At 59.0% G+C, this 22788-nt stretch carries 21 protein-coding genes and 1 pseudogene; 12 read left to right on the forward strand and 10 right to left on the reverse strand.

Annotated features, from left to right (window positions below):
* Window positions 1-17: 17 nt before the first annotated feature.
* The 4 genes from mazG to cysM all read right to left on the reverse strand — a co-directional run bounded on the left by mazG (window position 18) and on the right by cysM (window position 5608).
* The gene (gene mazG / locus CKW31_RS12425; protein ID WP_095094956.1) at window positions 18-851 is read right to left on the reverse strand and encodes a nucleoside triphosphate pyrophosphohydrolase; all 834 of its coding nucleotides are present in this window, start codon (window positions 849-851) and stop codon (window positions 18-20) included.
* 97 nt (window positions 852-948) lie between these two features.
* Entirely contained in the window at window positions 949-3192 is a 2244-nt protein-coding gene (gene relA / locus CKW31_RS12430; RefSeq protein ID WP_095094959.1) for a GTP diphosphokinase, read from the reverse strand.
* Window positions 3193-3350: 158 nt separating this feature from the next.
* Window positions 3351-4706 carry a 23S rRNA (uracil(1939)-C(5))-methyltransferase RlmD gene (rlmD, locus tag CKW31_RS12435; RefSeq protein ID WP_095094962.1) on the reverse strand — a complete coding sequence of 452 codons (1356 nt, stop codon included), beginning with the start codon at window positions 4704-4706 and terminating at the stop codon, window positions 3351-3353.
* On the reverse strand, window positions 4706-5608 hold the full coding sequence (gene cysM / locus CKW31_RS12440; protein WP_095094965.1) for a cysteine synthase CysM: 903 nt from the start codon (window positions 5606-5608) through the stop codon (window positions 4706-4708). The genes rlmD and cysM overlap by 1 nt, the downstream gene beginning before the upstream one ends.
* A 255-nt stretch (window positions 5609-5863) precedes the next feature.
* Between cysM and CKW31_RS12445 the strand changes: the two genes are divergently transcribed.
* From CKW31_RS12445 to CKW31_RS12460, 4 genes and pseudogenes are all read left to right on the forward strand, one after another.
* The gene (locus tag CKW31_RS12445; protein WP_095094968.1) at window positions 5864-8617 is read left to right on the forward strand and encodes a response regulator; all 2754 of its coding nucleotides are present in this window, start codon (window positions 5864-5866) and stop codon (window positions 8615-8617) included.
* A 184-nt stretch (window positions 8618-8801) separates the two neighbouring features.
* On the forward strand, window positions 8802-9791 hold the full coding sequence (locus CKW31_RS12450) for a 2-hydroxyacid dehydrogenase (protein WP_095094971.1): 990 nt from the start codon (window positions 8802-8804) through the stop codon (window positions 9789-9791).
* 55 nt (window positions 9792-9846) lie between these two features.
* Window positions 9847-10284, forward strand: coding sequence for a hypothetical protein (locus CKW31_RS12455; RefSeq protein WP_087272417.1), 438 nt, complete (start codon window positions 9847-9849; stop codon window positions 10282-10284).
* Window positions 10281-10685: pseudogene (locus CKW31_RS12460) on the forward strand (META domain-containing protein). Before CKW31_RS12455 ends, CKW31_RS12460 begins: the two are co-directional and overlap by 4 nt.
* Before the next feature lie 294 nt (window positions 10686-10979).
* Here CKW31_RS12460 and CKW31_RS12470 read toward each other — a convergent pair.
* Window positions 10980-11447, reverse strand: a complete 468-nt coding sequence (locus CKW31_RS12470; RefSeq protein ID WP_095094977.1) for a TlpA disulfide reductase family protein — start codon at window positions 11445-11447, stop codon at window positions 10980-10982.
* A gap of 116 nt (window positions 11448-11563) precedes the next feature.
* Here CKW31_RS12470 and arsC point away from each other — a divergent pair, with 116 nt between their 5' ends.
* The 4 genes from arsC to CKW31_RS12490 are packed head-to-tail and all read left to right on the forward strand — an operon-like array spanning window position 11564 to window position 13629.
* The gene (gene arsC, locus CKW31_RS12475) at window positions 11564-11917 is read left to right on the forward strand and encodes an arsenate reductase (glutaredoxin) (protein ID WP_027901857.1); all 354 of its coding nucleotides are present in this window, start codon (window positions 11564-11566) and stop codon (window positions 11915-11917) included.
* On the forward strand, window positions 11914-12519 hold the full coding sequence (gene wrbA / locus CKW31_RS12480; protein ID WP_095094980.1) for an NAD(P)H:quinone oxidoreductase: 606 nt from the start codon (window positions 11914-11916) through the stop codon (window positions 12517-12519). Before arsC ends, wrbA begins: the two co-directional genes overlap by 4 nt.
* Window positions 12512-12928 carry a DUF2069 domain-containing protein gene (locus CKW31_RS12485; RefSeq protein ID WP_095094983.1) on the forward strand — a complete coding sequence of 139 codons (417 nt, stop codon included), beginning with the start codon at window positions 12512-12514 and terminating at the stop codon, window positions 12926-12928. Before wrbA ends, CKW31_RS12485 begins: the two co-directional genes overlap by 8 nt.
* Before the next feature lie 29 nt (window positions 12929-12957).
* Window positions 12958-13629, forward strand: coding sequence for a DNA-3-methyladenine glycosylase I (locus CKW31_RS12490; RefSeq protein ID WP_095094986.1), 672 nt, complete (start codon window positions 12958-12960; stop codon window positions 13627-13629).
* 126 nt (window positions 13630-13755) lie between these two features.
* On the opposite strand, the gene ttcA is transcribed toward CKW31_RS12490, so the two are convergent.
* Window positions 13756-14580 (reverse strand): tRNA 2-thiocytidine(32) synthetase TtcA, encoded by an 825-nt coding sequence (gene ttcA / locus CKW31_RS12495; protein WP_087272440.1) that lies wholly within the window; start codon window positions 14578-14580, stop codon window positions 13756-13758.
* A 303-nt stretch (window positions 14581-14883) separates the two neighbouring features.
* Here ttcA and CKW31_RS12500 point away from each other — a divergent pair, with 303 nt between their 5' ends.
* Window positions 14884-15486, forward strand: coding sequence for a Yip1 family protein (locus CKW31_RS12500; protein ID WP_095094990.1), 603 nt, complete (start codon window positions 14884-14886; stop codon window positions 15484-15486).
* 180 nt (window positions 15487-15666) lie between these two features.
* Window positions 15667-16161 carry a SprT family zinc-dependent metalloprotease gene (locus tag CKW31_RS12505; protein WP_027901851.1) on the forward strand — a complete coding sequence of 165 codons (495 nt, stop codon included), beginning with the start codon at window positions 15667-15669 and terminating at the stop codon, window positions 16159-16161.
* A gap of 240 nt (window positions 16162-16401) precedes the next feature.
* On the opposite strand, the gene CKW31_RS12510 is transcribed toward CKW31_RS12505, so the two are convergent.
* The 4 genes from CKW31_RS12510 to CKW31_RS12525 all read right to left on the reverse strand — a co-directional run bounded on the left by CKW31_RS12510 (window position 16402) and on the right by CKW31_RS12525 (window position 20792).
* On the reverse strand, window positions 16402-17760 hold the full coding sequence (locus CKW31_RS12510; protein ID WP_095095210.1) for a dicarboxylate/amino acid:cation symporter: 1359 nt from the start codon (window positions 17758-17760) through the stop codon (window positions 16402-16404).
* 444 nt (window positions 17761-18204) lie between these two features.
* Window positions 18205-19551, reverse strand: a complete 1347-nt coding sequence (locus CKW31_RS12515) for an ATP-binding protein (RefSeq protein ID WP_095094993.1) — start codon at window positions 19549-19551, stop codon at window positions 18205-18207.
* Window positions 19548-20225 carry a response regulator transcription factor gene (locus CKW31_RS12520; RefSeq protein ID WP_095094996.1) on the reverse strand — a complete coding sequence of 226 codons (678 nt, stop codon included), beginning with the start codon at window positions 20223-20225 and terminating at the stop codon, window positions 19548-19550. Before CKW31_RS12520 ends, CKW31_RS12515 begins: the two co-directional genes overlap by 4 nt.
* Before the next feature lie 183 nt (window positions 20226-20408).
* The gene (locus CKW31_RS12525; RefSeq protein WP_095094999.1) at window positions 20409-20792 is read right to left on the reverse strand and encodes a hypothetical protein; all 384 of its coding nucleotides are present in this window, start codon (window positions 20790-20792) and stop codon (window positions 20409-20411) included.
* A 186-nt stretch (window positions 20793-20978) separates the two neighbouring features.
* On the opposite strand from CKW31_RS12525, the gene CKW31_RS12530 reads away from it, so the two are divergent.
* Both CKW31_RS12530 and CKW31_RS12535 read left to right on the forward strand, forming a co-directional pair.
* Window positions 20979-21773: a dienelactone hydrolase family protein gene (locus CKW31_RS12530; protein ID WP_095095002.1), complete on the forward strand. Its 795-nt coding sequence runs from the start codon at window positions 20979-20981 to the stop codon at window positions 21771-21773.
* 194 nt (window positions 21774-21967) lie between these two features.
* Window positions 21968-22711, forward strand: a complete 744-nt coding sequence (locus CKW31_RS12535; RefSeq protein WP_218192151.1) for a 4'-phosphopantetheinyl transferase — start codon at window positions 21968-21970, stop codon at window positions 22709-22711.
* Window positions 22712-22788 lie beyond the last annotated feature (77 nt).

The following is a 22788-nucleotide window of genomic DNA, read 5'->3' on the forward strand; positions in this document are numbered from 1 at the left end:
ATGCAGATGCAGCGGGCTCAGCCACAGCTGGGCGCGTTCTTTTCCTGACGTTTGGCTTCGCCCCACAGAGCGTCCATTTCTTCGAGGGTGCAATCTTCCATGGGACGCTGGGTGTCGCGCAATGCCTGTTCGATAAATCGGAAGCGGCGCTCGAATTTGCGATTGGCAGCGCGCAGGGCATTTTCAGGATCGACCTTGAGATGCCGAGCCAGATTCACTGCTGCGAACAACAGATCACCGACCTCTTCTTCAATACCCGCAGCGTCGTTGTCAGCCATGGCCTCCAACACTTCATCGAGCTCTTCGCGGACATTGTCGACCACGGGCAAGGCTGAAGGCCAGTCGAAACCTACCTGCGACGCACGTTTTTGCAACTTGGCGGCACGAGACAATGCAGGCAACACGGCGGGGACGTCATCAAGCAGTGACAATTGCTCGGGAGCCCTGGCCTTACCGGCACGCTCCTGAGCCTTGATCTCCTCCCAGCGCTGCTTGACCTCTTCGTCGTTCAGGCGCGGGGTTTCCAGCGGCGCATACAAATCGCCGGAAGGAAAAACATGAGGGTGACGACGAATCAGTTTGCGCGTGATGCCGTCGATCACGCCGTCAAACTCGAATCGCCCTTCTTCCCTGGCCAGTTGGCTGTAATAAACCACCTGAAACAGCAAATCACCCAACTCGCCCTTGAGATCATCGAAGTCACCGCGCTCAATGGCGTCGGCCACTTCGTAAGCCTCTTCAAGGGTGTGCGGCACAATGCTGGCGTAATTCTGCTGCACGTCCCACGGGCAACCGTATTTCGGGTCACGCAGACGGGCCATGAGGTGGAGCAAGTCCTGGAGAGAGTACATGGGGTTCCCTTCGGTCACAGCTTTAAGCTACAAGCCCCAAGCTACAAGTTGTCCGCGTCCAGCTTGCGGCTTGTAGCTTAAAGCTTGCAGCTACGCCTCAAGGCGTTCTATTTCGCCGCGTCTCGATAATGTTCGGCAATTGCGAGATCCGCCCCAACAATCGGCCCAAAGCATCCAGCCCTGGAATCTCGATGGTCAGCGACATCAATGCAGTGTTGTCTTCCTTGTTCGAGCGGGTGTTGACCGCCAGTACGTTGATCCGCTCGTTGAGCAGGATCTGGGACACGTCACGCAGCAGACCGGAACGGTCGTAGGCGCGGATGATGATGTCCACCGGATAGGTGAGCACCGGCACCGGCCCCCAACTGACCTGAATGATCCGCTCCGGCTCGCGACCGCCCAACTGCAGTACCGAGGCGCAGTCCTGACGGTGAATGCTCACGCCACGGCCTTGAGTGATATAGCCAACGATGGCATCGCCCGGCAGTGGCTGGCAGCAACCCGCCATCTGCGTCATCAGGTTGCCGACGCCCTGGATCTGAATGTCGCCGCGCTTGCCAGGCTTGTAGCCAGTGGCTTTGCGTGGGATCAGTTCCAGTTGCTCGTTGCCGCGCTCCGGCTCGACCAGTTGTTGCGCCAGATTGACCAGTTGAGTCAGACGCAGATCGCCCGCACCCAAGGCCGCATACATGTCGTCGGCGGCGCGCATGTTGGCTTTTTCAGCCAACCGCTCGTGATCCACCGCCGGCAGCGCCAGACGCGCCAGCTCCCGTTCAAGCAAGGTTCGACCGGCCGCAACGTTCTGGTCACGCGCCTGCAATTTGAACCAGTGAACGATCTTCGCCCGCGCCCGGGAAGTGGTGATGTAACCCAGGTTCGAGTTCAGCCAGTCGCGGCTCGGCGTACCTTGCTTGCTGGTGATGATCTCGACCTGCTCACCGGTCTGCAGACTGTAGTTGAGCGGTACGATCCGCCCGTTGATCTTCGCGCCCCGGCAGTTATGGCCGATTTCGGTGTGTACCCGATAAGCGAAGTCCAGCGGGGTAGCGCCCTTGGGCAAGTCAATGGCGTGGCCGTCCGGGGTGAAGACATAGACGCGATCCGGCTCGATATCCACGCGCAGCTGTTCAGCCAGCCCGCCGATATCGCCCAGTTCTTCGTGCCATTCCAGCACCTGACGCAACCAGGAGATTTTCTCCTCGTAGTGATTGGAACCGGATTTGACGTCGGTGCCCTTGTAGCGCCAGTGCGCACAAACCCCCAGCTCGGCTTCTTCATGCATGGCATGGGTGCGGATCTGTACTTCCAGCACCTTGCCTTCCGGCCCGATGACCGCAGTGTGCAACGAGCGATAGCCGTTTTCCTTGGGGTTGGCGATGTAGTCGTCGAACTCCTTGGGAATGTGTCGCCACAAGGTGTGCACGATACCCAGCGCGGTGTAGCAGTCGCGCATTTCCGGAACCAGCACGCGCACGGCGCGAACGTCGTAGATCTGGCTGAAATCCAGACCTTTGCGCTGCATTTTGCGCCAGATGGAATAGATGTGTTTGGCCCGGCCACTGATGTCGGCTTTGACGCCGGTGGCCAGCAGTTCGTTGTCCAGTTGCGACATCACTTCGCTGATGAAACGCTCGCGATCAAGGCGACGCTCATGCAGCAACTTGGCGATCTGCTTGTATTGCTCAGGCTCCAGGTAGCGGAAGGACAAGTCCTCCAGCTCCCATTTGATATGGCCGATGCCCAGGCGGTGGGCCAGCGGCGCGTAGATATCGAAGACTTCACGCGCCACGCGATTGCGTTTTTCTTCGTCGGCATTCTTCACTGCACGGATTGCGCAGGTCCGCTCGGCCAGCTTGATCAACGCAACGCGAACGTCGTCGACCATCGCCACCAGCATCTTGCGCAGGTTTTCCACCTGCACCTGAGTGCCCAATACCAGCGACTGGCGCGGGCTGAGGCTGGCGCTGATGGCTGCCATGCGCAGTACGCCATCGATCAGGCGGGCGACGGTTGCGCCGAAACGCTGCTCGACATCCGGCAAAGGAATCTTGCCTTCGCGCACGCCCCGGTACAAAACCGCTGCAACCAGCGAATCCTGGTCCAGCTTGAGGTCCGCAAGAATCTCGGCGATTTCCAGCCCCGTATGGAAACTGGACGTGCCTTCGGCCCAGAGATTCTTAGCTGCATTGTCCTGCTGCTCGGCTTGCCGAACAAACTCACAGGCCTCTTTCAGCGCCTGTCGGTCCACTATGAGGTCGACGCTGACCACATGATCAAGCCACGCGTCGAGATTGATACTGCCGTCTGTGTTTATCGGCTGGTGTGCTCTCACCTGTACCATGTTGCTTACCTTCCCTAAGGCGCGATGAATAGCGCCTACAGTCGCTGACCTTCTTGAGCGAACACTCCTCACCGGGCAAGCGAGGACTGGTGTCCGCGGGTCAGTCGGATTAAACGAGACTCCGTGTAAACAGCCGACTCGATTCCCTGGGCCGCTGCTTACTTACTCGCTTCAAATAACGCCATCGCCTCGACATGTGCCGTCTGTGGAAACATATCGAGGATACCGGCACGTTTTAATCTGTAGCCCTGACTGAGCAATTCGACAGTGTCACGAGCCAAAGTTGCCGGATTACATGAAACATAAAGTAACCGGCGGGCGCCTAATGTCTTCAGCTTGCGCACCACTTCAAAAGCACCGTCACGCGGCGGGTCCAACAGCACCGCAGTAAAGCCTTGCGCTGCCCATTCCGCCTTGTCCAGGGGCTGCGAAAGATCCGCCTGGAAAAATGCCACGTTGTGTAGATCATTACTCATTGCATTGCCGGTGGCACGCTCGACCATGGTCGCAACCCCTTCGACCGCCACCACCTCTTTGACCGTTTTCGCCAGTGGCAGGGCAAAATTGCCCAGCCCGCAAAACAGATCCAGTACCCGCTCATCGGCCTGAGGTGCCAACCACTCCAGCGCCTGTTCGATCATCGCGGTGTTGACCGCCGCGTTGACCTGAATGAAATCTCCCGGCCGGTACGCCAGCTCCAGGTTCCAAGGCTCCAATCGATAGCCCAGAGATTGCGAGGCGTCTACCGGTTGCGGATCACCGTCCCCATGCAACCATAGTTGTGCGTCATGAGTATGGCAAAATGCTTTCAAATTGTTCAGATCGTTTTCAGCCAGTGGCGCGGTGTGACGAACCAATACAGCGCTCGACGTCCCCCAGAACAATTCGACATGCCCCAACACCTGAGGCTTGCTGAAGCTTTTCAGCACCTGCGGCAGCTGCATCATGATCGGTTGCAAGGCCTGTACCAGCACCGGGCATTCGTCGATGGCGACGATGTCCTGACTGGCCGCCGCACGAAAGCCCACGTCCAGCCGTTTCGCCTTGGCGTCCCAGCGTACCGCGACCCGGGCGCGCCTGCGGTAGGCGAACTCCGGACCGGTCAGCGGCGCTGCCCACTGCTCTGGCTCAACGCCCGCGACCCGCTGCAACTGCTCGGCGAGCATGCGCTGTTTCAGGGCGAGCTGTTCAGTGTGGGGCACATGCTGCACGCTGCAGCCGCCGCAGCGACCAAAATGCACGCACGGCGCAGGACGACGCATCGCGCTGCCCTGAAACACACGTTCGGTGCGCGCTTCAACGATCTTGCCGTGGGCATTGAGCACCCGCGCTTCAATTTCTTCGCCGGCAAGGCTGCCCGCGACGAACCAGGTCTTGCCTTCGAAAAACGCGATTCCACGTCCGTCGTTCGCCAGGCGCTCGATGGTCAGCCGCTGTTTCTTGCCCGTCGGGATCTGGGTTGCCCGGGTACCGCCTGCTGGCTGGAAGCGCAGGCCTCTTTCATGTTTGGCCATCAGTTGGGCGCGTCGTAAACGCCGGTCGACAAGTAACGGTCGCCACGGTCACAAATGATCGCGACTATGACCGCATTTTCGACTTCACGGGACAGACGCAACATGCCCGCTACGGAACCGCCCGAGGACACGCCGCAGAAAATACCTTCTTCGCGGGCCAGACGGCGCATGGTGTCTTCGGCCTCGATCTGGGCCATATCAATGATGCGGTCCACCCGATCAGCTTCATAAATACGCGGCAGGTACTCTTGCGGCCAACGACGAATACCCGGAATCGCTGCGCCTTCCATCGGTTGCAGTCCGACGATCTGCACATTCGGATTCTGTTCTTTCAGGTAACGCGACACGCCCATTATGGTGCCTGTGGTCCCCATGGAACTGACGAAATGGGTGACCGTGCCGCCCGTCTGCTGCCAGATTTCGGGGCCGGTGCTGGTGTAATGCGCCTGCGGATTATCGCCATTGGCGAACTGGTCAAGAACCTTGCCGCGACCTTCGCGCTGCATCCGCTCGGCCAGGTCCCGGGCACCTTCCATGCCCTCTTCCTTGCTGACCAGAATCAGCTCGGCGCCATAGGCGGTCATCGCCGCCTTGCGCTCGGCACTGGAGTTGTCCGGCATGATCAGGACCATCTTGTAACCCTTGATCGCAGCGGCCATGGCCAAGGCAATGCCAGTGTTACCAGAGGTCGCTTCGATCAGGGTGTCACCAGGATGAATCTGACCACGCAGTTCGGCACGGGTAATCATCGACAGCGCAGGACGATCCTTGACCGAACCGGCAGGGTTATTCCCCTCCAGTTTCAGCAGGAGCGTGTTGCTGGTATGACCCGCCATGCGCTGCAGGCGCACAAGCGGGGTGTTGCCGACGCAATCGGCAATGGTTGGGTACTGCAGGGTCATGGCGTATTCGCAATCCAGACTGCGGGGGCGCCTATCATAACGGCAAACGCCTAAAGCCCATATCACGCAAAGTGCGGGTCTTATCGCCAAATGGAATAACGCATGATCAGCGAGGCAAGCCACCCTCCACCCGGTAGGGGTAATATGCCGCGATTGCGTTCGGTTAAATAGCTACACTGCCTGACATCAACCTGCCATCGCCACTCTAAAAGCCTGTGTACATCACCGGCCATCTGGCCCGCTGGAGAAACAAGTGTGCTGAAAAAGCTGGGTATCAAAGGCCGCGTCTTGCTGCTGACCGTCGTGCCAGCCATTCTCATGGCAACGCTGCTGGGGGGATATTTCACCTGGATGCAGTTGCATGACTTGCAGGCGCAGTTGTTACAACGCGGCGAAATGATTGCCGAGGAACTGGCGCCTCTGGCCGCCCCAGCCCTGGACCGCAGTGACAGCGCGTTGCTTGAGCGTATCGCGGTCGAGACACTGGAAGAGAACGATGTGCGTTCGGTGTCGTTTCTCAGCCCGGACCGGACACCGCTGGCCCATGCCGGACCCAGCATGATCAACCCGCCCCCCGAGGGTAACGGCAAAAAACTCCTGCAACGCACGGGCAATGACGCGACACGCTACTTGCTCCCGGTGCTCGGTCGCGAACGCCACCTGACCGGCGAAATAATTCCTGATGAAGCCGACCGCCTGCTGGGCTGGGTCGAGGTCGAGCTGACCCATAGCGGCACGCTGCTGCGCGGTTATCGCAGCATGTTTTTCAGCCTGCTGCTGATTCTGGGTGGCATAGCCCTGACCGCAGTGCTCGCGCTGCGCATGAGCCGGACCATCAACGGCCCCATCAGCCAGATCAAACAAGCTGTCTCCCAGCTCAAGGACGGTAATCTGGAAACCCGTCTGCCACCGTTGGGCAGTCTGGAACTGGACGAACTGGCCTCGGGCATCAACCGCATGGCCTCCACGCTGCAAAACGCCCAGGAAGAACTGCAACACAACATCGAACAAGCCACTGAAGATGTAAGGCAGAACCTGGAAACCATCGAGATCCAGAACATCGAGCTGGACCTGGCGCGCAAAGAAGCGCTGGAAGCCAGCCGGATCAAATCGGAATTCCTGGCCAACATGAGCCATGAAATCCGTACGCCGCTCAATGGCATTCTCGGCTTTACCCATTTGCTGCAAAAAAGCGATCTCACCCCGCGTCAGTACGATTACCTGAGCACTATCGAAAAATCCGCCGACAGCCTGCTGGGCATCATCAACGAAATCCTCGACTTCTCTAAGATCGAAGCCGGCAAACTGGTTCTCGATAATGTGCCGTTCAACCTGCGTGATCTGCTGCAGGACACCCTGACCATCCTCGCCCCCGCAGCCCATGCCAAGCAGCTGGAGCTGGTCAGTCTGGTGTACCGCGACACGCCGCTGTCACTGCTGGGCGACCCGCTGCGCCTGAAACAGATCATGACCAATCTGGTCAGCAACGCGATCAAGTTCACCCGGGAAGGCACCATCGTCGCCCGGGCCATGGTGGAAGACGAAAACGAAGACAGCGCCCAGTTACGCATCAGCGTGCAGGACACGGGTATCGGCCTGTCCAGCCAGGACGTGCGCGCCTTGTTTCAGGCCTTCAGCCAGGCTGACAACTCATTGTCCCGCCAGCCCGGCGGCACCGGATTGGGTCTGGTGATTTCCAAGCGGTTGATCGAGCAGATGGGGGGCGAGATCGGCGTCGACAGCGAGCCCGGCGAAGGGTCGGAGTTCTGGATCAGCCTGCGCTTGCCCAAAGCCCGTGACGATATCGAAGACGCACCCGCCCTGCCGTTGCAAGGGCTGCGGGTCGCGGTGCTGGAGCATCACGATCTGGCGCGTCAGGCCCTTGAGCATCAACTGGAAGACTGCGGCCTGCAGACGCTGGTTTTCAACAATCTGGAAAACCTGCTCAACGGTGTCACTGCGGCGCATCAAACGCCCGCAGCGATCAGCCTCGCGGTATTGGGCATCACCGCTCACGAGCTGCCGCCTGAACGCCTGCGCCAGCACATCTGGGATCTGGAAAACCTCGACTGCAAGGTTCTGGTGCTGTGTCCAACCACCGAACAGGCGTTATTCCAGCTCGCGGTCCCGGACATTTATACCCAGTTGCAGGCCAAACCGGCTTGCACCCGCAAACTGCGCCGTGCCCTTTGCGAGTTGGTCAGCCCGGTGGCCCAGCGCAGCGATACCACCGAACCTCTGTCGAGCCGACCGCCACGTCTGCTGTGTGTGGACGACAATCCGGCCAACCTGCTGCTGGTGCAAACCCTGCTGGAAGACATGGGCGCCGAAGTGACTGCCGTCGACAGCGGCTATGCGGCGCTGCATGCCGTGAAGACCGAGACTTTCGACCTGGTGCTCATGGACGTGCAAATGCCCGGCATGGACGGGCGTCAGACCACCGAAGCGATCCGCGTCTGGGAGACCGAGCGTCAGAGCTCGTCACTGCCTATCGTCGCGCTGACAGCCCACGCCATGGCCAATGAAAAGCGTGCGCTGTTGCAAAGCGGCATGGACGATTACCTGACCAAGCCCATCAGTGAGCGACAACTGGCCCAGGTGGTACTCAAGTGGACGGGCCTGGCCCTGCGCAATCAGGCACCGGAGCGTCAAGCCGAAAACACTCACCGCAGTGCTGATATGCATGTGCTCGATCACGCCGAAGGCTTGAAACTGGCCGCTGGCAAACCCGACCTGGCCGCCGATATGCTGGCCATGCTGCTGGCATCACTGGAAGGCGACCGCGAAGCGATTCGCTCAGCCCGTGAAACCGATGACCGGGAAGCCCTCATCGAACGTGTCCATCGTCTGCACGGCGCAACCCGATATTGCGGAGTTCCGCAATTACGTGCTGCATGTCAACGCAGCGAAACGCTACTCAAGCAAAATGCACCGCAAGTCCACGATGCTCTGGATGAACTGGAATCAGCCATCAAACGCCTGGCTGATGAAGCGCGGGTGAGTGCCTGATCGACGGGTTTGAGCCCACGGTCCATGGCACCGCGCTGGCTCGCGCCAAATATAGAACTGTAGGAGCGCACGAGCACCGCGAGGCCGCGATGGCGGTTTATCAGACAGACCGCTATCGCTGCCTCGCGCTGCTCGTGAGCTTCTACAGGATCCGGTATCTCTCCAACACTACAAGGAACCGTAGATGCGCACTCTGATCTTCAGCAGCCAGACTTACGACCGCGACAGCTTCCTTGCCGCGCGTCTGCCTGAATCGCTGCAACTGCATTTCCAGCCTGCTCGCCTCACTCCGGAGACCGTCGCACTCGCGGACGGCCACGAAGTCGTCTGTGCGTTCATCAATGACGACCTCAGCGCGCCCGTGCTGGAACGTCTGGCTGCCGGTGGCACTCGACTGATTGCTCTGCGTTCAGCCGGCTACAACCATGTCGACCTGCCGACCGCGCAGCAACTGGGCCTCAGCGTAGTGCGGGTGCCCGCCTATTCACCCCATGCCGTGGCCGAACACGCCGTCGCCCTGATCCTGGCTCTCAACCGTCGTCTGAATCGCGCCTACAACCGCACCCGCGACGGCGACTTCAGCCTGCATGGCCTGACCGGCTTCGATCTGGTGGGCAAAACCGTCGGCATCATTGGCACCGGACAGATTGGCGCAACCTTCGCCAAAATCATGTCAGGCTTCGGTTGCGAGTTGCTCGCCTACGACCCCTTCCCCAATCCACACGTTGAAGCCCTGGGCGCTCGCTACCTGAGCCTCGACGAACTGCTGAAACAGTCGCAGATCATCAGCCTTCACTGCCCGCTCACGCCGCAAACCAGACACTTGATCAACGCCCGGTCGCTGGCGACCCTGCAGCGCGGTGCGATGCTGATCAATACTGGACGTGGCGCGCTGGTCGACACCCCGGCCCTGAGCGAAGCCTTGAAAAGCGGTCAGTTGGGTTATCTGGGGCTGGATGTCTACGAAGAAGAAGCGCTGCTGTTTTTCGAGGATCGTTCCGACCACCCGCTGCAAGATGACGTGCTTGCCCGTCTGCTGACGTTTCCCAATGTGATCGTGACCGCTCATCAGGCTTTTCTGACCCACGAAGCCCTGGGTGCTATCGCGCAGACCACGCTGGACAACATTCATGCCTGGGCCAGCGGCAAGCCACAAAATCTGGTGGCAAGCTAGCGGGAGGAGAAATGCCACAACTGCGTGATAGGATGCGCGCAATTTGGAGGACCTCATGGCCGAACACGATTTTCGCTACAGCATGCTCAACCCGCAACACACCCTGACCGAGTGCCGCACCCTGGCACCGGGCCGCTACCAGGTGACTGGCAACGGCGGTTCGATTCACGATCGTGACGAACTGCTGGTGACCATCAAAGGCAGCAAAACCCTGCACATGCGCCTGCAGGTCGAGAAGGTCCGCCACCTGATCAATCCGCCCGGCCAATGGATCGCCGTCGCCAAAGGCCCGGTGTTCGACGAACTGGCCATCCATCAATGGAAGGTCAATTGCGACAGCTGCGGTGTGGTGCTGGACTTCGAGTTCATGGTCGACGCCAAGGCTGGCGTTGCCGCACAGAAACCCGCCGCCTCAGCACGCATTGCCGAGCTGGGCTGGAAATCCGAAGGTGAGAAACACCTGTGCAAGAAGTGTCAGGAGAAAGCTGCATGAAACTGGTTGCCCTGTCAGCACTCGTCGGTGCTGCCTTGCTGGTCGGCTGCGCGGCAAAACCGCTGCCGATCAAGCATGACCAAAGCTATGTGCTGGAATAGATCGGCGAACGTCCGCTGATCGACAACAGTCACTTGACCATGACCTTGGGTGCCGATGGCCGCGCCTATGGCAATGCAGGCTGCAACCATTGGTTCGCGTCGTACACCCTGCAGGACGAGACCATCACCTTTGGCGCCGTCGGCAGCACCCGCAAAATGTGCGCCCCCGCTCTGATGGAGCAAGAACAACGCTTCCTGCAAGCGGTTGGCAAAGTCCAGCGCTGGGACATCTCCCCCATCGACCAACTGCGCCTGTGGCCTGCCGAAGGCAAGCCGTTGAGGTTTTGGGAAGAGGGTTGATCCCTGGGTTGCACCATTTCCGGTAGGAGCGAACTTGTTCGCGAGGCGGTTTGCCTGGATAACAGCGTCAGGCCCTCTCGCCAACAAGTTGCCTCCTACCAGAACAGCCTGACACACGCTCATCGATAGGAGCGAACTTGTTCGCGAGGCGGTTTGCCTCAATAACCGCGTCAGGCCCTCTCGCCAACAAGTTGCCTCCTACCAGAACAGCCTTTGACACGCGCTGATCGGTAGGAGCGAACTTGTTCGCGAGGCGATGGTGCAGCCGATAGAGGTTTTCCTGCCTATTGGATTTCACCCCTCCCCGCGCAGCGCCTTCAACTTCGCCGCCACACCGGCTGCGGTCTGCTCGCCCAGCAGTTGCTCACGCATCTTGCCCTTGTCATCGATGATGTACGTCACCGGCAAGGCTTCGCTCGGCGGCAGGTCATATTGCGCAGCCGGGTCCTGAGCCAGCACCGTGAACTTGATGCCCAGCGCATTGCTGGCGGTTTTCAGTTCTTCGCCCTGCAAGTTGTCAAAGTTGACCCCAAGCACCGTCACCTTCTGATCCTTGAGTTCTTCCGACAGGTGATTGAGCTCCGGGATTTCGACCCGGCACGGGCCGCACCATTCAGCCCAGTAATTGATCACCAGCCAATGCTTGTCGATACGCTCGCTGGCAACTTTCTGACCATTCTGATCCGTCCCCAGATCCACGCCACACCCCGCCAGCAACACACTGCCGACCAATGCCACTACCGCTGCCAATCGCCTCGCCATGTTGTTCCTCACAGTCATCAAATGCTTCAAACCTGCGACCGATCACCGCTTGGTGTTTAGCCGCTGTTACATGCCGGGTAGAATAGCCGCCACCTTACGCCAGATGCGACCTGCAAATGACCGACCTGACGCTTTATCACAACCCGCGCTGCTCCAAATCACGCGGCGCGCTGGAACTGCTGCAAGCCCGAGGCCTGAGCCCGTCCATCGTGTTGTACCTGGAAACCCCGCCCGACGCCGGGCAATTGCGCGACGTACTGAACAAGCTGGGCATCAGTGCCCGCCAACTGCTGCGCACCGGCGAAGACGATTACAAAACCCTCAACCTCGCGGACCAAAGCCTGAGCGACGACGCATTGATCGACGCCATGGTCGCGCATCCCAAACTCATCGAGCGGCCGATTCTGGTCGCCGGTGACAAGGCCGTCATCGGCCGCCCACCGGAAAACGTCCTGGAGCTTTTGCCATGAGCACCCCGTACATCCTGGTCCTGTTTTACAGCCGCAACGGCTCAACCAGCGAAATGGCCCGGCAGATCGCCCGCGGTATCGAACTGGGTGGTATGGAGGCGCGCTTGCGTACCGTGCCCGCGATCTCCACCGAATGCGAGGCCGTGGCGCCGAACATCCCGGAAAGTGGTGCGCTGTTCGCAACCCTGGATGACTTGAAGAATTGCGCCGGTCTGGCCCTCGGTAGCCCGACGCGCTTCGGCAACATGGCTGCACCGCTCAAATACTTCCTCGACGGCACCAGCAACCTGTGGCTGACCGGCGCACTGGTGGGCAAACCGGCCAGCGTGTTCACCTCCACCGCCAGCCTGCACGGCGGCCAGGAAACCACCTTGATGTCGATGCTGCTGCCGTTGCTGCACCACGGCATGCTGATCACCGGCCTGCCTTACAGTGAATCCGCACTGGTGGAAACCAGCGGCGGCGGCACGCCTTATGGCGCCAGTCACCACGCCGGGCCGGACGGCAAGCGCCCGCTTGATCCTCATGAAACCCAATTGTGTCGCGCACTCGGCCAGCGTCTGGCGAAAACCGCCCTGCTGCTGGACCCGTCGCGTGGCTAAAAAGCCGAAAGTCCTGCCTGCGCTGGACTGGCTTGAACCGCGAGCAAAAATCAGCCGCCTGATCAGCCTGAGCAGTTTTTTCGGGCTGATCGTGCTGCTGAGCATTTATTACCTGTGGATTGCCGACCTGCACGGCGCAAGACCCTGGGTGATTCTGCTGATCGAACTGGTACCGCTGCTGTTGTTCGCACCGGGGATTATCAGCGGCAGCCCGCGCGCCTATTCGTGGCTGTGTTTCGTGGTCAACCTGTATTTCATAAAAGGTGCGCTGGCGGCGTTCGATCCCAACCGAGCGCTGTTCGGACTGTTGGAGATGCTCGCCAGCCTCGCGGTGTTCGTCAGCGCGCTGCTGTACATCAGATGGACTTTTCAGCGAAACCGTAAACTTGCAGGCGAAGGCCAAGTCTGAGGCTGTACGCATCATTTTCTGGAGCAGTAATGCACGACTACAAATGGCTGAATGAGTACTGCCTGAACCGCTTCGGCTCGGCCAAAGCCCTCGAATCACATTTGCCGACTCCCAAGACCGCTAAACAACTGCAAGCCATCGGCGATGACCGCTACCTGTCGACCATGGCCTTGCGGGTGTTTCGCGCCGGTTTGAAGCACAGCCTGGTGGACGTCAAGTGGCCGACCTTCGAGGAAGTCTTCTACCGCTTTGATCCGGAAAAAGTCGTACTGATGGGCGCCGACCATCTTGAGCGGCTGATGCAGGATGCGCGGATCATTCGCCATCTGGGCAAGCTCAAGAGCGTGCCGCGCAACGCGCAACTGGTGCTGGACATCGAAAAGGAACACGGCAGTTTCGGTAACTTCATCGCCCAATGGCCGGTGGACGACATCACCGGGCTCTGGCAATACCTCGCCAAACACGGCAACCAGATGGGCGGACTGTCTGCGCCGCGTTTCCTGCGCATGGTTGGCAAAGACACCTTTATTCCGACCTGGGACGTGGTGGCCGCGCTCAACGCCCAGAAAATCGTCGACAAAGTGCCGACCAGCAAACGCGATCAGGCCATCGTCCAGCAGGTGTTCAACCAATGGCAAAGCGAAAGCGGCCGACCGCTGTGTCAGTTGTCAGCGATGCTGGCGTTTACGGTGAATCACTGAGTCCTGTCGCAGACACAGTGGGACCGGTTTTAGCCGGGAAGAGGCCGGTACACCCCAAACATATGTATCGTCATGAATGCCGCCTTCCCGGCTAAAGCCGGTCCCACGTCGTGAATGGGGGTGATTTTAGATATTCACCACATTCACAAACCGCGACGCAGCTGTTTCGTCGATACGCAGGCTGGTGAAGTCGAACAGATTGCGGTCAGCCAGCTGTGACGGGATGACATTTTGCAAGCTGCGGAAAATACTGTCAGTCCGGCCGGGCGTCTTGCGTTCCCACTCCTGAAGCATGTCCTTGACCACCTGACGCTGCAGGTTTTCCTGAGAACCACACAGGTTGCACGGGATGATCGGGAAATTCTTGAAGTCGGAATACGCCTGAATGTCCTTCTCATGGCAGTACGCCAACGGCCGGATCACCACGTTGCGCCCATCATCAGCGCGCAGCTTCGGCGGCATGGCTTTCAACGAGCCATTGAAGAACATATTCAGGAAAAACGTTTCGACGATGTCATCACGGTGGTGACCCAGCGCCATTTTCGTTGCGCCAATCTCGTCGGCGAAGGTGTAAAGCGTGCCGCGACGCAGGCGTGAACATAGCGAACAGGTGGTCTTGCCCTCGGGGATCAGCTCCTTGACCACCGAGTAAGTGTCTTTCTCGACGATGTGATACTCGATGCCCAGCGTTTCCAGGTAGGCAGGCAGCACATGCTCAGGAAAGCCCGGCTGCTTCTGATCCATGTTCACCGCGACGATATCAAACTTGATCGGTGCGACCTTCTGCAGGTGCATCAGCACGTCGAGCATGGTGTAGCTGTCTTTGCCGCCGGACAGGCAGACCATGACCTTGTCACCCTCTTCAATCATGTTGAAGTCGGCCACGGCTTCACCCGCCAGGCGACGCAGGCGTTTCTGCAGTTTGTTCTGATTGACTGAAAGGGTGCCCATGGCGCTGGTATCCGGTTGCAATGACAAGGAGAAAAGCCCGGCATTTTACGCATAAATACGGCGCGGGGCTAAAGCTTGCTGCTTACTGCCTGAGGGTATTAACAGCGGCGTGGAGATCGCCAATTGCTCTAACGGGCTGCTCTTTGTGGAGGTCAGGCTTCCTATACTGAAACACAGCGTGGTCGTGGGACCGGCTTTAGCCGGGAAAGCAGTATTTCTGACGATACAAATATCTCGGCTGTACTGGCCTCTTCCCGGCTAAAGCCGGTCCCACGTCTTTAATAAAAGGAAGGAGTACTCCACATGATCCATCATGTCTGGGGGTTGTTTACCCATCCTGATCGGGAATGGCAGGACATCCGTGGCGAGGAAGAAGAGAGCATCGGCCACGTATACCTCACGCATACGCTGATCCTGGCGGCGATCCCGGCTGTTTCGGCGTACATCGGCACTACGCAGATGGGCTGGGCGATTGGGGATGGAGTACCTGTCATGCTCACCCACGAGAGCGCGATCTGGATGGCCATCATGTCGTACATCGCCATGCTCGCCGGCGTTTCGATCATGAGTGGTTTCATCCACTGGATGGCCCGCACCTATAATGCGACGCCAAGTCTGGCACGCTGTATCGCCTTCGCTACCTACACAGCGACGCCGCTGTTCATCGGCGGTCTGGCTGCGCTTTACCCACACATGTGGCTAGGCATGATGATCGGCACGGCAGCCGTCTGCTATACGGTTTACCTGCTGTACGTCGGCGTGCCGACCTTCATGAAAATCCCGGCGGACGAAGGCTTCATGTTCTCAAGCTCCATACTGGCAGTGGGATTGGTGGTGCTGGTGGCGATCATGGCGTTTACGGTGGTGCTGTGGGGCATTGGTGTGGGGCCGGAGTACACCAATTGAACGCCCCTTATTCTCTGTAGGCGCCGCAGAAGGCTGCGAATCGATTTCCATGACGCTCCGCTTCGCAGCCTTCGGCAGCTCCTACAGGGATATGCGTCTGTACATGACCATTCGGCAGCTTGAGTTTTCGATACCCGGCCCTTTTACGGCATACTCGGTGTCTCTGGAGACCCATGAAGCATGCTCGAGCCACTCAACACCCGTGTCGAAGTCTGTTACCAACAAGCCGAAGCCTTTTTCAAACGCCCTTTCACACGCCCGGTAGTCAGCCTCAAGCTGCGCGGCCAGAAAGCCGGTGTCGCGCATTTGCATGACAATATGCTGCGCTTCAACCCACAGTTGTACCGGGAAAACAGTGAAGACTTTCTGCGCCAGACAGTTGCCCACGAAGTCGCACACCTGATCGCCCACCAATTGTTCGGTGACCGCATCCAGCCTCATGGCGAGGAATGGCAACTGATCATGCGTGGCGTCTACGAATTGCCGCCCAACCGCTGTCACACCTACGCCGTCCAGCGCCGCAGCGTGACGCGCTACATCTACCGCTGCCCGTGCCCGGGAAGCGAATTCCCGTTCTCGGCCCAACGTCACCAAATGGTCCGCAAAGGCCGCCGCTACCTGTGCCGCAGTTGCCGGGAAACGTTAGTGTTCAGTGGTGAGACGCGGGTGGTGTGAGCTTCTTTGCCCACCTGCAAGGTAATGTGACGTGGGACCGGCTTCAGCCGGGAAAGCGGTATCTCTAACGACACATTTTCAGTGTCTGTCCCGACCTCTTCCCGGCTGAAGCCGGTCCCACGCCGTGACATTAGCTTGGGGACAGAGAATCTCCCATTGCCCTGAAGATAGTGGCGGCTAGCCGCCAGTCCATAAAAAAACCCATCCGAAGATGGGTTTTTTCATTCACGCGGTCTGTGGTTAGACAGGCTTGCGCGTCGGGATCGGGCGGGTCAGTGGCTCTTCAGCCAGTTCAGCAACACCCAGATCATCTACTGGAGCGGTGTTGTCGATACTACGGCCACCGGACGCCAGCTCGGTTTGCAGCTTGTCGGTGTCCAGCTCGCCAACCCACTTGGCAACCACGACGGTGGCAACAGCGTTACCCACCAGGTTGGTCAGTGCGCGGGCTTCGGACATGAAGCGGTCGATACCGAGGATCAGCGCCAGACCGGCAACCGGCAGGTGGCCGACAGCCGACAGGGTTGCAGCCAGTACGATAAAGCCGCTACCGGTCACGCCAGCAGCACCTTTGGACGACAGCAGCAGAACCAGCAGCAGGGTGATCTGGTGCGTGATGTCCATGTGAGTGTTGGTCGCCTGAGCGATGAACACTGCAGCCATGGTCAGGTAGATCGACGTACCGTCCAGGTTGAACGAGTAGCCAGTCGGGATCACCAGACCTACTACCGATTTCTGTGCACCCAGGCGTTCCATCTTGATCAGCATGCGAGGCAGTGCCGATTCCGAAGAGGAAGTACCCAGTACGATCAACAGCTCTTCACGGATGTAGCGGATCAGCTTGAGAACGCTGAAGCCGTGAGCGCGGCAGATGCCGCCCAGTACGATCAGCACGAACAGTGCGCAAGTGATGTAGAAGCAGATCATCAGCTGACCCAACTGCACCAGCGAGCTCACACCGTAAGCACCGATGGTGAACGCCATGGCACCGAAGGCACCGATAGGCGCGAGCTTCATGATCATGTTGATGATGTTGAACATCACGTGGGCGAAGCGATCGATGAAGTCCAGAACCGGCTTGCCGTAAGCACCCAGGCGATGCAGCGCGAAGCCGAAGATCACCGAGAACATCAGGACTTGCAGGATATCGCCGTTAGCGAAGGCGCCAACGATGGTGTTCGGGATTACGTTGAGCAGGAAGCCAACGATGCTCTGGTCAGCGCCTGCACTGACGTAGGCAGCGATTTTGGACGCATCCAGCGTGCTCACGTCGATGTTCATGCCGGCACCCGGCTGAACCACGTTGACCACGATCAGACCGATCAGCAGGGCAATGGTCGATACGATTTCGAAGTACAGCAGCGCGTAGCCGCCAGTCTTGCCTACCGACTTCATGTTCTGCATGCCAGCGATACCGCTAACCACAGTACAGAAGATGATCGGGGCAATGACCATTTTGATCAGTTTGATAAACCCGTCGCCCAGCGGCTTCAGAGCCTTGCCGGTATCAGGATAGAAGTGGCCGATAAGAATACCGATCACGATTGCTACGATGACCTGGAAATACAGGGATTTGTAAATCGGCTGACGAGTCGTCATGAAATCATCCTCAAGGGCGTTGTCGGCACCATTCATGTGATGCGCGCAATGCCTAACGAGCTAACCCTCCTGCAACTGGAGGGATTTGTTTTGTCGAGCTGCACGAGGCAGACCTCTTATCTGTATCGCAAGGCTCGTGCCACTTTTGAGAAACACGCTGAACAGCATGTAAAACGGTGTGTTGGAGTTTAGTCGGGGTTTGAGCATCCGCTCAGAGTGGCGGATTTCCGCCGATTAGCGGAAGAAAATCAGGAAGAGTGGCGGGTATCCGCCGACCCGCCATCAGATCGCCACCCCATGACTTATAGACTAATAATCGGAATGCGCGGAGGTTTGTTGGAGCGAGGCTTGCCCGCGAGTCAGTCGATGAGGTGAATCAGGAAGACCGCGTCATCGGTTTTCGCGGGCAAGCCTCGCTCCAACTACCACGCGCGCAGCAGCGGCCTAACCCGCGAAAAAATGAATCCTGAACGCAGCCCCGCCCAGCGGCGAGTCGTCCAGGGTCAAGCGGGCGTTGTAGCTTTCGATGATGTCTTTGACCACCGCCAGACCGATACCCTGCCCCGGGTTCTGGCGGTCCAGCCGTTCGCCACGCTGCAAAATACGTTCGCGCTGGCTTTCCGGCACGCCGGGACCATCGTCCTCAACGCAAAGCTCATCGCCCGACTCGGACGGGCGCAGGCTGACCCGCACCTGCCCCAGACACAGCCGGTAGGCGTTCTCCAACAGATTGCCGAGCATTTCCAGCAAAGCGCCCTCCTCCATCGGCACCACGCATTCGTCGGGCAAATCCAGCGTCACCTTGACCTGTTTATCGCGGTAGACCTTCTCCAGCGTATTGCACAGGCTTTCCACCACAGGCCGCAGCCTGACGTGATGACGCACCAGCCCGCTCTTGCGCAGGCTGGCCCGTTGCAGCTGATAGCCGATCTGCTGACTCATGCGCTCGATCTGCGATTGGAGAATGCGCGCCTGCTCCACGTCTTCAGGTCGCTTGGCGATGTTTTCACTGACACCCTGCAACACCGCCAGTGGGGTTTTCAGGCTGTGAGCCAGGTCGTCGAGGGAATCCCGGTAACGAATCCGCTGCTCGCGCTCGCTGCTCAGCAGACGGTTCAACGAGCCGGTCAGACGCAACAATTCACTGGGATGGTTTTCACTGAGGCTCTCGCGCTGGCCTGACTCCACCTGATCCAGCTCCTGACTCAAACCGCGCAAGGCACGCAGCCCCCAGGTCAGCCCCAGCCAGAGCAGCGCGAGCAATACCAGCAACGCCGCGCCAAACCCCAGATACAGTTTTTGCCGCAACTCGGTCACGGTTTCCTGATAACCGCGCACCGGTTGCAGGGCCACGATGCTGAAGGCCGCATTACGGCCGCCGAGCAATTTGATTTCTACGTCATAGACGAAAAACTCTTCGCCGTTGGATTCCCTGATCGTCGTGAACTCACTGCCCTTGCCGTCGTAACGCGGCTGGTAGTCGATGAACTCATCTTCAGTGGCCAGGGAACGCCAGACCAGATCACCCTGGCGGTTATAGATGTAGCCCAGCAAACGCGACCCCGGAAGGTTGAATTGCTCGCCTGGCAGCACCGACGGCATCAACAGACGGCCATTCTCGACTCTGGCGGCGGAAATCAATGTGGTCACATCGGACGCCAGCCGTTGCTCGATGGAGCCGCGCAACGCGAGGCTGAACGCGCCCTGCAAGGCAGGCAACATGAGCAACATGAAAATCACTGCAAGGGTCGCTGCGCCAATCATCAGGCGCAGGTGCAGCGAACGAATCATGTGCAGCGCTCGTTGAACAGATAGCCCAGCCCGCGCACGGTTTCAATGGGTTTGAAGGCCACGGCACCTTCGATCTTGCGCCGCAGACGACCGACCAGGACCTCGATCACATTCGGATCGCGCTCTTCGTCATCGGGGTAAAGTTGCTCCATCAGGCGCTCTTTGGCCACCACCTGCTGATGATGGCGCATGAGGTATTCGAGAATCCGGTATTCGTAGGCGGTCAGCGGCAGCGGTTGCTCTTCCAGCGTTGCCTGTTTGCGGTTCAGGTCCAGCGACAATGGCCCGGCAATAATCGTCGAGTGGGTAAAACCGCTGGCCCGACGCAGCAACGCATTGAGTCGCGCTTCCAGCTCTTCGAACTGAAACGGCTTGACCACGTAATCATCAGCCCCGGCGGCCAGACCTTCGACCTTGTCCTGCCAATTGCCACGGGCGGTCAGAATCAGAATCGGGAACGCCTTGCCAAGAGTGCGCAACTGACGAATCAGCTCCAGGCCGCTCATGCCCGGCAACCCAAGGTCGATCACCGCCAGGTCATGGTTGAACTGCCCCACCTGATACAGCGCCTCTTCGGCATTGGCGACCGACTCAACGATATGGCCAGCCTCGGTCAATCGGGTTTGCAAGTGATGACGCAACAGCGCCTCGTCCTCAACCACCAGCAACTTCATGACGCTCTCCTGGGTGATGTTTCACGTTCTAAAATCAACAAACCGCAATCCGGCATTTCAAAGACGATAAACCCGTAGGAGCGGCTTCAGCCGCGAGGAAGCAAGTACACTCGCCGCATTTCTATTATCAGGAATGCCATCCTCCCGGCTAAAGCCGGTCCTACGAACCGTGATGACCAACTATCAAAGCCCCTGCTGCACCGGTTTCCAGCGTTGCGAATCACCCTCTTCAGCACTGAACCCCAGCGCATGAGCCTGCCGCAGATCATAGTGCCCCGACAGTGTTTTCTGCGCGACCGGCACGCCGTTATACGTTCCCGACAGGCTGTCATACGCTGCCGAATAATATAGCCGGTCGGCGTGAGGCTGGTCATCGCCCTGCTCGCTCAAGCCCTGACTCCAGACTCCATCACCAAGCGACCTGCCGCTCTCGCCAAACCTGTCGACCCGCTCACCACTCTTGTTCAGCGGTGCTCGGGAAACTTCATTGCCGCTGTCCGCCGCTTGCGCTGCAGCACTGCCGCCCAGAAAAGCCAAAGCCAGGAAAAACTTGTTGAGTGTCGTCATGCTGTAGTCCTCTTGCGCCGGGCGCTGTTCAGGTACGACACCAGACTAGTCTGCACGCCCTGAACCGGCCCTGAACACCCACTGAACCTGCGCTGAATAACTATCTACCGCACACATTAAAAAACACCCGTCACAATGCGCTAATCTTTCTCCCCATTCCCAACCGCTATATAGAAGGTGTTGATCATGCGTTTCTGGATTGCGTTGCTGATGATGGGGCTGGCCGGAATGACACAGGCGGCCATCAAGACCGAACAGATCAACTATAAAAGCGCCGACGGCACACCGCTGGTGGGTTATTACGCCTATGACGACGCCATCAAAGGCCAGCGTCCCGGCATCATCGTGGTCCACGAATGGTGGGGGCTGAACGATTACGCCAAACGTCGCGCCCGTGACCTTGCAGCGCTTGGCTACAGCGCCATGGCCATCGACATGTACGGCGAAGGCAAGAACACCGAACACCCGAAAGACGCCATGGGCTTCATGCAGGCGGCGTTGAAAGACAGCGAAGCGGCCAACAAGCGCTTCGATGCAGGTCTCGAGCAACTGAAGAAACAACCGCAGACCGATCCGAAAAAAATCGCCGCTATCGGCTACTGCTTCGGCGGCAAGATCGTTCTGGATGCGGCACGTCGCGGCGAACCGCTGGCGGGCGTGGTCAGCTTCCATGGCGCGCTGGTCACCAACACCCCTGCCAAAGCCGGTGGCGTGAAAGTCCCGATGCTGGTGGAGCACGGCGCTAAAGACAGCATGGTCACCCCGGAAAACGTCGCTGCCTTCAAGAAGGAAATGGACGATGCAGGTGCCGACTATAAATTCGTCAGCCTCGCCGACGCCAAACACGGCTTCACCAACCCTGACGCCGACCGCCTGAGCCACGGCGAACACGGCGGCCCGGACATCGGCTATAACAAAGCCGCTGATGAAAGCTCGTGGAAAGATATGCAGGCGTTCTTGAAGAAGGTGTTTGGCGCGTAACCCGCCCAGGATGAACCACAATCCTGTAGGAGCTCACCGAGGTTACGAGGCCAGCGATAGCGGTTTACCTGACACTCCGCTATCGCTGGCCTCGTAACCTCGGTGAGCTCCTACAGGTGTGGTGTTTGTCGGGCGAATGCCGTATCTGGCAAACAGCCTTCCCAGCACCGCATTCCCCCGGCAAAATGCCGCCCATGACTCAAACCCCGCACCTGCCCACTTGCTGCCCCGCCCTCCATCACCATTGGCCATTGCCCCATGCCTTGGCGAATGTGGCGTTGGTCAGCGGTTACTTCGACCCAAAGCAGCTGGCCGATGGCGATTTTCAGCGCTGCCTGATTACACCTCCCGCCAGCATTCAGCGCTCCGTCGCCAAACGGCAAACCGAATTTCTCGCCGGTCGTTTATGCGCCAGGGCAGCGCTGCAGCATCTGGACGGTCGTGACTGGGTCCCGGACATCGGTGAAGACCGCGCGCCCGTCTGGCCGCCCGACATATGCGGTTCAATCACCCACAGCACCGGCTGGGCCGCGGCCATCGTCGCGAACAAACAGCATTGGCGTGGCCTGGGGCTGGACACTGAAAACCTGCTCAGTCACGAGCGCGCCACGCGTCTGGCCGCGGAAATCCTCACGCCGTGGGAAATGCAGCAAATGGCCGCTGGGCCAACTGAACAGGTCGCGCTCCATGTGACGCTGACCTTCTCTATAAAAGAAGCACTGTTCAAGGCGCTGTACCCCATCGTCAATAAACGCTTCTATTTCGAAGATGCGCAACTGCTGCACTGGTCCGTCGACGGCAAAGCCCGCCTGCGCCTGCTGACCGACCTGTCCAGCGAATGGCACAACGGCAAGGAACTGGAAGGGCAATTCAGCGTGGAGGGCGAGCATCTGTTGAGTCTGGTGGCAGTGCCTGCCAGTCAAAAACAGGATTTGTAGGAACTGCTGGAGGCTGCGAAAGCGATTTGTCTGACACACCGCTTTTCGCAGCCTTCGGCAGCTCCTACATTGACCTG

This window comes from Pseudomonas sp. Irchel 3A5, assembly GCF_900187575.1.
Classification (GTDB): domain Bacteria; phylum Pseudomonadota; class Gammaproteobacteria; order Pseudomonadales; family Pseudomonadaceae; genus Aquipseudomonas; species Aquipseudomonas folii.